This is a genomic window from Mesorhizobium sp. M7A.F.Ca.CA.002.05.1.1, from assembly GCF_003998335.1.
Lineage (GTDB): Bacteria > Pseudomonadota > Alphaproteobacteria > Rhizobiales > Rhizobiaceae > Mesorhizobium.
The window spans coordinates 1-14,914 of record NZ_RZQI01000042.1 but is presented as its reverse complement, the minus strand read 5'-3'; the positions used below and the strand labels follow the sequence as shown (position 1 = coordinate 14,914).

At 58.6% G+C, this 14,914-nt stretch carries 9 protein-coding genes and 2 pseudogenes; 9 read left to right on the top strand and 2 right to left on the bottom strand.

Annotated elements, in window-relative coordinates; genetic code table 11:
* The 3 genes from EN939_RS04205 to EN939_RS04195 form a co-directional block, all read left to right on the top strand.
* Positions 1-1,612, top strand: a 1,612-nt coding sequence (locus tag EN939_RS04205) for an FHIPEP family type III secretion protein (protein WP_127267037.1), incomplete at its 5' end; no start/stop codon positions are given.
* A 53-nt stretch (positions 1,613-1,665) separates the two neighbouring features.
* Positions 1,666-2,208, top strand: coding sequence for a tetratricopeptide repeat protein (locus tag EN939_RS04200; RefSeq protein WP_082826568.1), 543 nt, complete (start codon positions 1,666-1,668; stop codon positions 2,206-2,208).
* 894 nt (positions 2,209-3,102) lie between these two features.
* Positions 3,103-3,573: a MucR family transcriptional regulator gene (locus EN939_RS04195; protein WP_024505385.1), complete on the top strand. Its 471-nt coding sequence runs from the start codon at positions 3,103-3,105 to the stop codon at positions 3,571-3,573.
* A gap of 228 nt (positions 3,574-3,801) precedes the next feature.
* Here the strand turns inward: EN939_RS04195 and EN939_RS04190 are convergent, their stop codons facing one another.
* Positions 3,802-4,014 (bottom strand): cold-shock protein, encoded by a 213-nt coding sequence (locus EN939_RS04190; protein WP_008874821.1) that lies wholly within the window; start codon positions 4,012-4,014, stop codon positions 3,802-3,804.
* Between the two features lie 1,543 nt (positions 4,015-5,557).
* Complete coding sequence (locus EN939_RS04185; RefSeq protein WP_024505387.1) at positions 5,558-6,679, bottom strand: DUF418 domain-containing protein; 1,122 nt, start codon at positions 6,677-6,679, stop codon at positions 5,558-5,560.
* A 754-nt stretch (positions 6,680-7,433) separates the two neighbouring features.
* Here EN939_RS04185 and EN939_RS04180 point away from each other — a divergent pair.
* The 6 genes and pseudogenes from EN939_RS04180 to EN939_RS04160 form a co-directional block, all read left to right on the top strand.
* A complete protein-coding gene (locus EN939_RS04180) occupies positions 7,434-7,892 on the top strand; it encodes a response regulator transcription factor (RefSeq protein WP_236383461.1) in 459 nt (152 codons plus the stop codon).
* 220 nt (positions 7,893-8,112) lie between these two features.
* Positions 8,113-8,570, top strand: a pseudogene (locus tag EN939_RS04175) (helix-turn-helix domain-containing protein); the annotation flags it as partial.
* Between the two features lie 619 nt (positions 8,571-9,189).
* A complete protein-coding gene (locus tag EN939_RS04170; protein ID WP_127267036.1) occupies positions 9,190-9,849 on the top strand; it encodes a response regulator transcription factor in 660 nt (219 codons plus the stop codon).
* A complete protein-coding gene (locus EN939_RS04165) occupies positions 9,846-11,174 on the top strand; it encodes a sensor histidine kinase (RefSeq protein WP_127267035.1) in 1,329 nt (442 codons plus the stop codon). The genes EN939_RS04170 and EN939_RS04165 overlap by 4 nt, the downstream gene beginning before the upstream one ends.
* 1,401 nt (positions 11,175-12,575) lie before the next feature.
* Positions 12,576-12,848 carry a hypothetical protein gene (locus tag EN939_RS37910; protein WP_024505391.1) on the top strand — a complete coding sequence of 91 codons (273 nt, stop codon included), beginning with the start codon at positions 12,576-12,578 and terminating at the stop codon, positions 12,846-12,848.
* A gap of 276 nt (positions 12,849-13,124) precedes the next feature.
* Positions 13,125-14,429, top strand: a pseudogene (locus EN939_RS04160) (M16 family metallopeptidase); the annotation flags it as partial.
* Positions 14,430-14,914: the final 485 nt, after the last annotated feature.

The window sequence follows — 14,914 nt, the reverse complement described above, 5'->3', positions numbered from 1 at the left end:
GCGGGGCAAGCAAAGGGCGGTCGACGCAGAGCTACGCAACGGCCACATCGATGCCAACGAATCCCGCCGGCGGCGCGCCGAATTGGAGAAGGAAAGCCAACTCTATGGCGCGATGGACGGCGCGATGAAATTTGTGAAGGGCGATTCCATCGCCGGGCTGGTGGTTATCTGCATCAACATGCTGGGTGGAATTTCGATCGGCCTGCTCTCCAAGGGCATGTCCTTCGGCGAGGTACTGCATCACTACACTCTGCTGACGATAGGCGATGCATTGATATCGCAGATTCCGGCCCTTCTGCTCTCCATTACTGCGGCGACCATCGTCACCCGTGTGACTGGGACGGCGAGGATCAACCTCGGTACAGAAATGGTCAGTCAGCTCACGGCCAGCACTCGAGCCTTGCGACTGGCGGCCGGCGTCCTGGTTGTAATGGGGTTCGTTCCTGGGTTTCCCCTCCCCGTCTTTCTGATGCTGGCCGCAGTGTTCGCTGCGGTAAGCATTGTCAAGGCTGATGTGCTGGGCGCCGGCACTGCCGATGCGAAAGGTGGAACTGCAGCGGAGCCTAAGCAAGCCGCGCCTGCGAAGGAATTCCCGATCGCATTTTTTCTAGCGCCAGATCTTATGCAGGCGGTCGATCAAGCCGAATTGCAAAAACATATTGGGCGCGTTTCGCTCCTGGTCACAGCCGATCTGGGCATTATCGTTCCTCGCATCCCTGTCTTGGTTGACGAGCAGCTGCCTGCATCGCAATTCCGAATTGATGTCGAGGGCGTGCCAGTCGAACAGGACGCCTTAGATCCAAACCAGATGGCGCTCCGAGCCGATGTAGCGCACGTCGACTCGAGCGGTGTCCCCCTTAGACGTGAGCCGAAAACGGACAGACTCCCGGTTGAACATACCCCTGCAAAGGCCCTTACGGGCGCCGGCACGGAGCATAGGGCTCCCGGCGAACTCCTCGCCTTGCGCGTCCATGCAGCGTTGACCCGCTACGCACCGCGATTGGTGGGCATCCAAGAGACCCGACATTTCCTGGGCCGAATGGAGCAGGAATATTCTGAGCTTGTGAAAGAGGTGCTACGCACGACGCCGATTCCTCGGATTGCCGATGTTCTGCGCCGCCTCCTGGAGGAAGGTATCCCAATCCGCCACACCCGTCTCGTGTTGGAGGCATTGGCCGAATGGAGCGAGCGTGAGCAAAACGTTGCCCTGCTGACGGAATATGTCCGTTCTGGTTTGAAGCGACAGATCTGCCACCGCCATGCCAACACGGAGGGCATAGTGTCCGCCCTGGTCGTCGAGCGCGAGAGCGAGGATGTGATGCGTGGCGCGGTTCGAGATTCGGATGCAGGCCCCTATCTCGCACTGGAGGATCGGCAAAGCGAAGCGATGCTATCACAGATACGTCAGGTCCTTTCGAACGCAGAACCGGGTCAAACCCGCCCTATTCTGTTGACGTCGATGGATGTCCGACGTTTCGTCCGCGGCTTTCTGACGCGAAACGGGGTTGATCTCGCCGTGCTGTCTTATCAAGACCTCGCCTCCGACTTTACAATTCGCCCCGCAGGATCCGTCACACTCCCGCACGGATCGAACAGCGGATTGTTAGAGTAGTCCCACCTTTCCTAACTGAACGCCACGCGCCTCCCCGATAACTGAGAGATAACATGAATAGTAATACAGTTTCTCCATCGCCTATGTTTCTGCGCCGGAACTCACTTCTTTTTGCCGTACTCGCCATTCTGCCTTTGGGCGGTTGCGCCAGCTGGCAAAAGCCGGCTCTTTCCGTGCAGGAGACATCTTCCCCCGAGTTGCTCAGCGCCGATCAAATCGATCCGGCTATGCGCGAACGCATTTTGCGCGAAGTTGGTCAGGATGTTCAAGAGCGGGCTTTGCGGGATGAGGTGAAGCAGCACCCGGACAATGTTGATGCGGCGATACGACTTACAAATGCCTTGGTGGGCCAGAAGCGCCCGCACGAAGCGGTTGAGGTGCTCGACAGCGTCTTGGTTGCAGCCCCAGGAAACGTACGTGCATTGAATGCGAAGGGCGTGATTTTGGACATTGAGGGGCGGCATGACGCGGCACAGGCCCTGTATCGGCGAGCTCTCGAAAACGAGCCAGGCAATCAGATGGTGCAGCATAACTTCAATCTGTCGCTTGCCTTTAACGGCAAGTCCGAACAACCAAGGTTAGCACGATCGCAATAGGTGGGCACAGTGCATGCGCAGCCTGTTCCCCGGCTCGAACACGCGCTCGGCTCCCATCATAGATGGCCCCCTGAAGAGAGCCATATCTATGCAAAACAGTTGCTCCAGATCTGGCCGGCAGAGATCGGCAGGAGAGCCGGATGACATCACGCGGCCACCCGCAAGGCCACCCGCCTCGCTTCGTTGCCAGAGCGCCCTCTCCCTCGCCGGTCACCGTCTCGCAATGCGGCGACCTGGCTTAAGGCGGTCGACCGAGCGCCCGATGCAGTAGCCATGAATACGTAACGCAGCGATGGACCCGCCGGATCGTGTCGCGCTTGTGCTGGCCGTCCCTGCCATTACAGCACGGTGATTGTAGCTGGATCATATTCTAGAGGCATCGATGGTGTGGATGCCTTCGATCCAAACAATCGATTTGTTGAATTCGTCCGCCTGAGGAAATTAGCTGCGGCGATCCGACTTCCGACGCCTGCAGGCGCAAAACCAACAGCGTGAGCGCTGCGGGTCCGGATGCAGGCTGCAAAGTGCAATCACCAGCGCTGATAAGCGGCAAGTGAAGAATGTATCGCTCGGGCGACTCCTGTGTTGTGCACGGTTGCCCCGCGAGGTGAACTGTAGCAGCTTGGCAGCTCAGCGTTCACGAAAGGAGAAAAGATTTGGGGCCAAGCAAAGACCGGCTTTTTTGATTGTCTTGCTGTATCGCTATGGTGGGGCGGGCGCGACCGCTCCCATAATTCAATACGCTGCCTTTAGCGATGGACGATGACGGGATGCGTCGCCGAGACTTCAATGGTGGAGGAGCAGCGCACCCGTCGATCCATTTGCTTTCAGCGGCAACCGCCACTATGTAGCGACACTTCGCCCAACTGTGTTTCAAGCTGCCCGGAGAAGTTTATGACAGAAGAACCCCACAAGACCGACATCCTCATCGAGCTCACTGCCGATGTTGTATCAGCCTACGTCTCCAACAACCCCGTCCCGGCGGGGGAGCTTCCTGCCCTGATCGCCCAAGTGCACGGGGCTCTAAACGGCACGGCTGGACTCATACCGGCAGAAGAGCCTGTGCCTGTAAAAAAACCTGCTGTCCCGATCAAAAAGTCGATCGAACCGGACTACATCATTAGCCTTGAAGACGGCAAGAAATTCAAATCGCTAAAGCGCCATCTGGCGACGCACTATGGTCTGACCCCAGACGAATATCGCGCCAAATGGGGTCTGCCGTCGGATTATCCCATGGTGGCGCCGAATTACGCCGCTGCGCGCTCCGCCTTGGCCAAGACCATGGGACTCGGCCGCAAACCGAAAGAGCCGGAAGCCCCAGCCACGGCGCCGGCGAAACGGACCCGCAAGAAGGTCGCAGCCTAAATCCGTATCAACAGTCGTTCGGACGCGCAGCAGCCGTAGGCCCAATCTGCGCGGAATCAAAGGGCGGGGATGAGCCCCGCCTTTCCCGTCCAAGAGCCTCATTTCCAGAGTAATTCATGATGGCTCCAGCAATCCCTGCCGCGGCATTAACTTGCATGCTCCGGCCCGGGTTTCGAGCCGTCAATGCGTTCCGGCGATGACGAACCTTGTCAAGGCTTTCCCGGACCGTTAGCCAGCCTTGCTGAGGCTGCCTGCAGAGGACTTTCCCGTGCGGCGATCCTGTTCCACCTCGTAGTTGATCTTCTGGCCCTCATTAAGGGTCGACAGGCCCGCTCGTTCAACAGCGGAAATGTGGACAAAGACATCCTGACCGCCGTTGTCAGGCTGAATAAAACCAAAACCCTTCGTGCTGTTGAACCACTTCACCGTTCCAGTCGCCATATCCATTCCTTTGTAATAAGTCGCAACTTAGGCAGGCCATTCACGCCAGCCTGATTTGTACACGAGACTTTAGGCGCATCAAAATCGGAAAATTGCAAGGCCCACTCGATCGCCTGATCTCCAGCAGCAACTGCAACATATGCGAGGCGCGTGCCAGACGAGGCGTATGCCAGACGTTTCGTCGTGCGCTGTCGCTCGAACGTTGACAGAAACAATGACACACCTTGCAAACTCGGCACATCTTGTGGACGTGCTCGGGTCGCTTCTCGACTGCGATACCCGCTCCTGACCGGGTATCGTCGGCCAAAATGAGGGTTTTTGTCATGTGCCGCCAGACCGAAAGATCAGGCGCGCAGCGACCTGCACATTCAAACCGGAACCCGCGAACCTCGATTAGCTTCTGCCTGCTCCGAAGGGCGGTAGCCTGCTCTGAGGCGGGCCACTGTCGGGTTGAAAACCAACTGTCGGGTTCGGAACCCCAGATTGTCGGCAAGGTACGCGCCGCCCACTGGTTGGCCAAAGGGGCACTGGCTCCTGATCCTGCCGCCATGCTCGCCCGATCTCAACCCGATCAAGACAGGTCTGCTCAAAACTCAAGGCGCGGCTGCGGAAGAAGGCGGCCAAAACTTTCGACGCTCTCTGCGGAACTCTCGGCGATATCTGCCAGCTGTTGGAGCCAAATCAAAAACCATTAATTGCGACAGGTGATTTTATGACATTCATTGCGAAGAGGCCAGAATGAACAGCGGAAGAGAGTAGCAGCTCTCTGGTCGCGGCGAGGTGGATCGTCGACACGATCGGCACCTGGCCCGTGCGGGGATCGCACCGCAGCCAGCACCAGAGCCAGATCTTGACCGCTTGCCTTGCTCAGGCGCCACAACAACGAGTGGCTGGAAGCAGATCCACGTGAACTCAGCGATATCGATCAGACGATGCTTACCCTCATGAAAGCCGATCCCGACGCTGTCCAGCGCCGCGAAATCCTGACCAGCATATGGCGCATCGGATGCCACCGCCTGCACACTCACCATCGACATGCCGGAACTCGGAACCAAAGGCCGCAAGCCTCGCCGGCCTCGGCAAAATGGAGCGGCCGCGCCTTCATCCGGGGCGGCCGGGCCAATGTTCGCCAGGCCCTCTACATGCCCGGCCCTTCGCCCTGCGCTTCAACCCCGACCTCAAGGCAAAATACCAGGCGCTAAAGGCGGCAGGCAAACCCGCAAAGGTCATCATCTTGTTGCGAAAGCTCCTCATCCTAGCAAACGCTCTCCTCAAGGCGCAGCGAAAATGGCCCCTAAAACCCTTGACCGAAACGGATACCTTAGCCTTTCAGGTGAGGCGGGCCGAGATAGACCAACCGCGGGTTTAACTTCGCGAGTTTAAGCTGATTATGCCGATGCAACTCTAGCGCCTGCGCGACCGTTTTAGCTTCCATCAACAAGGCGGCAGGGTGGGAGGAAGTACCCTCCCCTGCCGCGAACAAGCTTTGGACAAAGCCCCACCTTGTCCGTAATGTGATCGGGAGGCCGGGGCGCGGCGGTGCTCAGCGGATGTGACGCGCGAGATCTGCGACCCTACCCATCAGCACTTCCATCGGTCCTCGCTGGAAGACGCGCAGCCAAAGCACCGCAAAAGTGCTGATAACCACAACGAAGCCAAAGAGCGTGGACAGGCTCTCGTCTTTGAAAATGTTTATCTTCATAAGATAGGCTATTCCCGCAATGTGCAGCACATAGGCCGTCAAAGACATCGAGCCGACTGCGATTATTGGCCAGACCAGCTTTCGCAGACGCGGGAGCGCATCCACAGCGAGCATGCAAGCCGCCAAGATGATCATTGCGCAACCGGTGCTGCCCACGATCGAAAGCGTCGTTTCGCTATGAGGTGCGGCTATCCATGACGACTTGACTATAAATGACGACTTGGAAGGCTCAAAAGCGCCGTCAACGTCAGACCACCACAAGGAGGTTTCAGTCAAAGCGCGGGAACTCAGCGCGAGCAAGGATCCCCCATGGCCCAACACGGCCAGCGCGACCCCCGCCAGACCAAGGCGCCAATGCGCTGCTAGCGTATTAAGATTAAGGCGCGCGATGGCCATGCCAGCGATGAGGAAAGGAACCCAGGTCACCGCGGGATAGTAGCCGTTGACCATGAGGTTGAAGACCGGGTCGAGGAGGTTGGGGGCAACCGACAGAAGGGAGGAACGGACTTGCGGGAGAACTAATGCCGTAGCGGCAGCGATCAAGCCCAGCTGATATGCGCTGAGCCGATGGAGCGGCAATACCAACAAGAAGCAAATTCCGTAGTATTCTAGGATGACTTCGACCTGGGTACCGAGGCAGCCCAGGATTGAGCCAAGCGCGAGCAAAACAAGGGCACGAATTGCGACTCTGGCGATGGCCTGTCTACCGGCTATCCCCGACTTCGGCGCCTTGCGACCTGTAATCAGGAGGATTGAAAAACCGGCCAATACGGCAAACAGGGCCGACGGCCGCCCATGGGTTAGTTCCATCAGAAACCCGACTAGTCCTCCTTCGCCGGGGTCGGGACCGAGATGGGCGGCATACATCCCGAAGACAGCCAGGCCCCGAGCGAGGTCGATGCCGACCAGCCGATCTACTACCGACCCATTCCTAGCGTCGGCAACCGGTGCCTTCATTACCATGGTAGATTCCCTTGTTGGGTGTGTGGATCGCGGGAGCCGCGATAGGAGAGCCGGTCGGCTGCTGCCGTCGCCTCGTGAAAGGGTTCAAAACATCGCGCCATCTGGCGCATCGAGCCGGCGACAGAGCTGTTCAGCCATTAGCCTGGGGTAAGAACAACAGATCGGCTCACAAAGCCTGTGTCACGGACCTGAAAAGTGGTGTCGCGGAACCGTCGTTTTTTGCATGATGGCTAAGCCGAGAGATCCACTGCACCGACGAGAGACTCAGCGACGTTAGATATCCGATCAGTACGCCGCGGCTCCGCCGGTGACGATCACCCCGGGTGTCAAGGCCAGGGCGTAAACCTGCCATAATCTGTGGTAGTGCGCCCGCGACCAATCCGTTCGACAAAGCTCGGCGCATGGTCGAGCCAATCATATTCTTCCATGTGGCTGTTGCCTGAAAAACCGAAGACGCCGTTCGCTGGTCCAGCTGTTCCAGACCTCGGCCTGCGTCGGTCATTAGAACCGGCGCGCCTGTTTCCCAAATCAATTTGCTGATGCAGCCGCCGGGGGTCACATTGAGCAAAAGTGCCGAGGTCAGGACGGGTTTCATAGGGGCTCTTCGTTTGGCTTTGTTAACGACCCCTTTCTTGCAAGTTGTAGCTGACAGCAGCCTGAAAGCTCCCCAAATAATTCGCTGCCGCCGGTTCAGCCTATTGTCAGCTTCGACCAATAAGATGGGAGCCTTGCCCTCATACCGGAGCTCGGCAGCATGATGCGAATACTGCTCACTGAAGACGATAAGGACCTTGGAAGTGCTATGCACGATCATTTGGTGGCTGGTGGCCACGCGGTCGACTGGGCCAAGAACCTGTCCGAAGCGCGCGATTATGCAGCTGTGGTCGGCTACGACCTTATTTTGCTCGACGTTCACCTGCCGGACGGCAATGGGATCGACTATCTGCGGGAGCTGATCAAGGAACTTGAATCGGCACCGGTCATCATTCTGACAGCCTGCGATCGGATTTCGCATCGCATCGAGGGCTTCAACGCTGGAGCCGACGACTATTTGGTCAAGCCGTTCGATCTGGGGGAACTCTCAGCGCGTATCCATGCAGTGGCACGTCGCCATGGGCATTCTCCGGAGCCGCAATTTTCGGTTGGGACGCTTTCCATACAGGCAGCCGAGCGACGCCTCTTCCGCGACGGGCAGGAGGTCTACCTGACTTGACGCGGATGGGCGGTGCTCGACTACCGTCTGCCCCAGCCCTGCACGGTCGTTTCAAAAGGGAAGATCGTGGACGCGCTTTTCGGCAGACGGCGCTGATTCATACTCTAAAAGAAAATTCGGCTTCCAGTTGCCTTGGCCATGACTGCCCTTCCCGAGAGATGGGTGACAGTTCATTCCGGATAGATGGGTTACACTTTCGGCCCTTTGCAAGGAGAGCAAGGTGCCTTGGAAGGAGTGCAACGTCATGGAAGAGCGGCTGAAGTTCGTCGCCCGGCTGCTGGACGCGAGAAGATGGCGGTGCTTTGCCGGGAGTTCGATATCTCGCGCAAGACCGGCTACAAGATCCTCACGCGCTACAACGACAGCGGCCTGGAGGGGCTGACGGACCGATCGCGGCGGCCCTATCGCCACGCCAATCAGCTTCCGTTTCAAATCGAGAAGCTGATTGTGCGCCTCAAGCAAGACAAGCCGACATGGGGTGCGCCGAAGATACGCGAGCGGCTGGCCCGGCTGTATCCGGATGTGCACCGGCCCGCGATCTCGACCGTGCATGCCGTGCTCGACCGCCACGGCATGGTCGAGCGCCGCAAGCGCAGGCGCAACAGGGCGACGGGGACACCACTTTCAAACGGCTGTCGCCCTAACGATCTTTGGTGTGCCGACTACAAGGGCGAGTTCGGCAGAGAACACGGCCGGGACAGGGGATCACAAACACTTGACCGTTCCAGACCCTGGCAGTGGCGCATCGATTGACCGTTGGCTCTGTTCGTGGGCACCGAAAATAGGGCCTTCTTGGTCCTCGGCAGAGAATATGGCCCGGACGGGGGATAACAAACACTTGACCGTTCCAGACTCTGGCAGTGGCGCATCGATTGACCGTCGACTCTGTTCGCGAGCGCCGAAAATACGGACGACCCCTATGGTCAAAGTGCACTTCTGACCTGCTAGGCACTGTTCGATAACTGGAGGCACCCGCTACGGTGCCCTCGTATTTAAGACACCTGTCAGTTTCAAGCCTGGACATTGACGCGTGGCGCGGCTGCCATTCGTTGACCGCCACGTCGAATTGCCCGCCAACCAGTGTACAGCCGCCGGTGGTCACATTGAGCAAAAGTGCCGAGATCAGGAGGGGTTTCATAAGGCCTCTTCGTTTGGCTTTGTTAACGACCCCTTTCTTGCAATTGTAGCTGACAGCAGCCTGAAAGCCCCCAGATATTCGCTGGCGCCGGTTCAGCCTACTGTCAGCTTCGATCAATAAGGCAGGAGCCTTGCCCTCATACCGGAGCTCGGCAGCCTGATGCGAATACTGCTCATTGAAGACGACGACGACCTTAGAAGTGCTGTGCACGATCATTTGGTGGCTGGTGGCCACGCGGTCGACTGGGCCAAGAACCTGTCCGAAGCGCGCGGTCATGCAGCTGTGGCCGGCTACGACCTTATTTTGCTCGACGTTCACCTGCCGGACGGCAATGGCATCGACTATCTGCGGGAGCTGATCAAGGGGCTTAATACAACGCCGGTCATCATTCTGACAGCCCGCGATCGGATTTCGCATCGCATCGAGGGGCTCAACGCTGGCGCCGACGACTATTTGGTCAAGCCGTTCGATCTGGGGGAACTCTCGGCACGCATCCGTGCAGTGGCACGTCGCCAAGGGCATTTTCCGGAGCCGCAATTTTCGGTTGGGACGCTTTCCATACAGGCAGCCGAGCGACGCCTCTTCCGCGACGGGCAGGAGGTCCACCTGTCTGGACGCGAATGGGCGGTGCTCGACTGCCTTCTACGCCGGCCCGGTTCGGTCGTTTCAAAGGGGAGGATCGAGCACGCGCTTTATTCATTCAATTCGGAGTTCGAGAGCAACACAGTGGAGGTTTATGTCAGCCGGCTCCGTAAGAAGATCGGCGGGGATAGAATAGCAACCGTGCGTGGCTCCGGATACAGGCTCGTGGTCACATGACGAACTCGAACAGCATGACGAGAAAGCTGATATCGTGGTTAGGCGGGGCAACGCTCCTGGTTTGGATCGCCGCCCCAACCATTGCTGCGTTCATTTTTTGCAATAATGTAAACGAAAGTTCGGATGACTTGCTCCAGGCGAGCGCAGAGTACAGAAAACCAGAGCTGATCAAGGTCTTGAATGGAAAACACGTTGATCAATACAATAACCACTTGCCAACTTATGAAAAGTACTGGACCTATCGTGAGCAGGTTATTAATAAGTACGGGGTAGTGCTTATTTCTGAACCGGAAGAGGGTCAGCAGCCCTTCCCTGATGCTCCCCTGAGTAACGGCTTTTGGCGAAACGCTGATTACCGCGTCTACACAGAGGAGATCCAAGACGGCGTGTATCATCGGTTGGCCGAACCGCTTGATGGCCGCCGTACCACAATCGCGAAGGGCGCACTTTTTGTCTTCCTTCCGACACTCGTGCTCCTGCCCTTTAGCTTAGCTGTTTGGTGGATCGTGATCCGGCGCTCGCTGCGGCCAATCGAGGTACTGCGACAGCAGATCGGATCGCGCGACGGCGGCAATCTGTCACCAATGGACTTGGGCGATTTCCCGGCAGAGTTGGCTCCAATCGCGGCATCCGTCAATCGGCTTCTCGATCGTCTGCGGGCGGCTCTCGAGGCCGAACGCGAGTTCGCCGCAAACAGTGCGCATGAACTGCGCACGCCGATCGCAGGTTCAATCGCTCAGATGCAGAGATTAGTGGCCGAGCTTCCCAATGGGTCGGCCAAAATGCGTGCGCGCGGCATCGAGCAAGCGCTGTCGAGCCTTGGCCGCCTTGTCGAAAAAGTGCTTCAGCTCGCTCAAGCCGAATCGGGGGTTGGCATGGCGGATCACGCGATCGATCTTGTCCGATCGGTTCGGCTGGAAATCGACGACCTGAGGAAAAAGCCGCAATATGCCGGACGCCTGCATCTTAACGTCGACGGCTGCACCACTTTGATGCGCAAAGTGGATGTCGATGCGTTTGGGATCCTCCTTCGTAACCTGATCGAGAATGCGCTGATACATGGACTGCCCACTGTTCCGACAACAGTTTCCGTCCAAACTGATGGAACCATCGCTATTGCAAACGCCGGACCGGTGGTGCCCCTCCCCGACCTCGAAGGGCTTACAAAGCGATTTAGTCGTGGTGCTACTCCTGCTGCGGGCTCAGGCCTTGGTCTACATATCGCTAACATGGTTATCCAGCGGATCGGTGGCAGTCTAGAGCTTGCGTCGCCCGCCCGCGGTCGCAATGATGGTTTCGAGGCGATCATACGAATTCCTCAATGACACCGGTGAATTCGACGACAGTTGGACACAGGGCGGATTGCTGGCAAGGCTGCTGACAGGGCGAACTGTACGGCAGTATGTATACGGCGTAGAAATCGTACTTCACACAACGCATTTCGGCCGCGGCAATCAATGCCGCTATCATCGTCTGAGCAGTTCGATCGAAGCGACACGACATGATCGGCAAAATCGAAGGCTCCGCCTCACCGCTCGCTCGATTTCGCCCGGGGAGAAAAAAGGCCATCCGAGAAAGTGCAAGCCGCCGCGCAAAGGCGACGTGTCCAATTGTCTGGGTGCCCCTGTGCGCCGGCCCGATCGGGTTGGCGCAGGTCCAGTAAGGACCCGGACCAACCATTCCATTTAGACGACCGGCAGGTTTTAATCGGCGTCCGGATCGCCGTCCCAAAATGCCCCAAGTATACGGCTAGAAAGGCTGCCAACGATCGAGCTTTGGTCGGAGGCGTGCTTGTCAGCGTCTTGGGTGCTTGACCGGCCTTTGCAATGGCCATCGCCATCGCAAGTATCGTGCGTGGCCAGTGAGACCGCAATTTCATCAGCCTGGAGCCGACCGTATCGGTGCTTTTTTATGATTTAGGGATTTTTCGTTTTCCTCTTGGATCATCACGGGTTTGGAGAGGATCTGGTGTTAAGTGCCATTCGGAGCGCCGGCGAACCGCCCGAAATTAATGTGGTCGAGTGATGAAGCCTCCCGAATGCGTTAAACGAGACCCTTTATGGCGGCCCTGGCTGACAACAGTCTGAAAGCTGCAAGCGGCATGCGAAAATGGGGCGATCCTGAATGACGACAGATGCTATCAACATGAAAGAGGCTCGCCCTGAAAGCTGAGCACGCTTTATGCTCAGGCTGCTGACAAGGCCAAAGCAGCGTAAGTGCGTAGTGAAATCCAAGGTCCACATGGGTCGTCGCGCGTCCCATGCGCCTGGGAAGGCGCCGGCCCGGCCAAGCTTTCCCAGCTCGTCCGCATGATGCTTCGCTGAGCGTCAATGGACGTTGGCGCGAGACCAAGGCGTCGTGCGTTGCAATCCGGACGGTCCAGGGTATCAGGAGTTTCACGGCCTCGGCCCGCTTGGCTGGCCACAGTTGAAGCTCCAACGTACCGGCTGGCACCGGGAAATTGGGCTCTGCGCTGCCTCAACGCTGATGGCACGGTCAATGCTTGCCTACCGATGGGGCCGCCCATGCCGTGATGCTGTCGGTCGACGTTCGCAAACCAGACCCTCGCGAGACCCAGCGAAGGGGCTCGCCGGTTCGACGAGGGACCTTACCTCTTTATGCGCGGCATCATTATCGAGGATGACATGTTGCCTTACACGTCGTCCCTCGCGCTCGGGTCTTTGTGGGGCGGATGAAGTCCTGATCGCGGTGGCACTGCTGCATGTTTGCGTAAGACCCATCCAGTCACGATCGCGCTGTCCTTCGATGTCGCGGTGCTGATAGGCGGGCAGATCGGTGTGCGCGGCGCCCGCCAAAGGATCGTCGTCACGCCGGAGGAGGCGAGCGTCATAGCCGGCGCGCCGGCGAAAGGCGCTTTCTGTCGGATGCCCGACAATGTCGGATATCGCAAGTATCAAGGTTGGATCAAACCTTGCGAATCGGGGCTTTCTTACTTGGCACGGGGCATGCTCAGGTATCCGCAAACACCCAATGGATAACGAGCAGACTTCCCATGGCCTCACCATGCCGAAAGTTTCCCGGACGCATCCAAAGATGAGGCTCGCGTCAGGCCCAGCAACACGCTGACGGCTCATGTGGCTCGGCGTCGCGTGCCGATCCACTTTCTCCCAATAGGCGTTCGGGAGACATAGATCCTTCAAAATGAGGAACAGATCACTTTGCCAGGAACGCAGCCCATAACCCCACTCTCCCTACCAGAACTACCAAGCAAGCCCCGCACTCATGGGCTTCGCAGGACGTCCGTTGCGTCCGAGTTGGTCGGCGCGGGGCCGGCTCCGATCCCCGTCGCATGGGAGGACGGCAAGGCGAGGGATTTCGTGCTCGACAACGGCATGGAGGTGGTCGTCATTCCCAACCACCGGGCGCCGATCGTCACCCACATGGTGTGGTACAAGATCGGCAGCGCCGACGAGCCGCCGGGCAAATCCGGCATCGCCCATTTCTTCGAGCATCTGATGTTCAAGGCGACGACCAACCATGCGGGCGGCGAATTCGACCGCGCAGTGTTCGAGATCGGCGGCTCCAACAACGCCTTCACCTCCTCCGACTACACCGCCTTCTATCAGACAGTGGCGCCGTCGGCGCTCGAGCTGATGATGAGCTTCGAGGCCGACCGAATGCGAAACCTCATCCTGACCGACGATGTCGTCAAGACCGAGCGCGATGTGGTCATCGAGGAGCGCCGCTCAAGCACCGACACCAACCCGCAGGACGTTCTCCATGAGGAGATCGACGCGACGCTGTGGCAGAACCACCCCTATCGCATCCCGATCATCGGCTGGATGCAGGAGATCGAGCAGCTGAACCGCGTCGACGCCACCGTCTTCTATGAAAAGTACTACTGGCCCAACAACTCCGTGCTAATCGTGGCCGGCGATGTCGAACCGGACACGGTGCGGGCGCTGGCCGAAAAGACCTATGGCAAGGTGGCGCGCGGACCTGACCTGCCGCCGCGCATCCGGCCGGTTGAGCCCGAGCAGAACACCAGGCGCACCGTCACGCTCTCAGACGCCCGCGTCAGCGTGCCCAGTTTTTCGACGCAGTGGGTGGTGCCGTCCTACCACACCGCCAAGCCGGGCGAGGCCGAAGCGCTCGACCTGCTGGCCGAAATTCTCGGCGGCGGTAACCGCGGCCGGCTCTACCAGGCGCTCGCTGTCCAGCAAGGTTTCGCTTCCAGCGCCCGCGTCTATTTCCAGGGCACTATGCTCGACGACACCAAGTTCGCCATCTATGGCGCACCGCGCGGCGATGCCAAGCTGGCTGATCTCGAAGCGGCGGCCGCTGCCGAAGTTGCCCGCATTGCCGAGGATGGTGTCAGCAACGAGGAACTAGGCAAGGCCAAGGACCACTATTTGCTCAATATGATCTTTGCGGAAGACAACCTGGACTGGCTCGCCAGCATCTACGGCTCGACGCTGGCCACCGGCGGTACCGTGAAGGATGTCGAGGAACGGCCGAATCGCATCCGCAAGGTTACCCCCGAGCAAATCAAAGCAGTTGCCGCCCGCTATCTCGCGTTCGACCGTTCGACCACGGGCTATCTCTTGCCCAAGACGGAGAATCAAGAGATGACGCTCGGCGCTCGGCCCCATGCTGCGATGAACATCCAGGAGGTGAAGTCCGAAAAGGGCATCATCGCCTGGCTGGTGGAGGACCACACAGTGGAAATCGTCAACATCGGCTTTGCCTTCAAGGGCGGCACCAAGCAGGACCCGGTCGGGAAGGAGGGGATGGCCAAACTGATGGCCGGCCTGTTCATCGAAGGCGCTGGCCATTACGACAGCGGTGCCTTCCAGGTGAAGCTCGACCATGCCGGCGCCGAAATGAGTTTGGACGCGCAAAGCGACGACATCTACGGATCGATGTGCATGCTTTCCAAAAAGCAGGACGCGGCGTTCGGCCTGCTTCGGCTCGCGCTGAACGCGCCGCGCTTCGAGCAGGGGCCGATCGATCGCGTCCGCGCCGAGATTGTCTCCCGCATCGTCGGCAGCGAGCGAGACCCTAACGCCATCGCTCAGCGCAAATGGCTGCGCGCGATCTATGG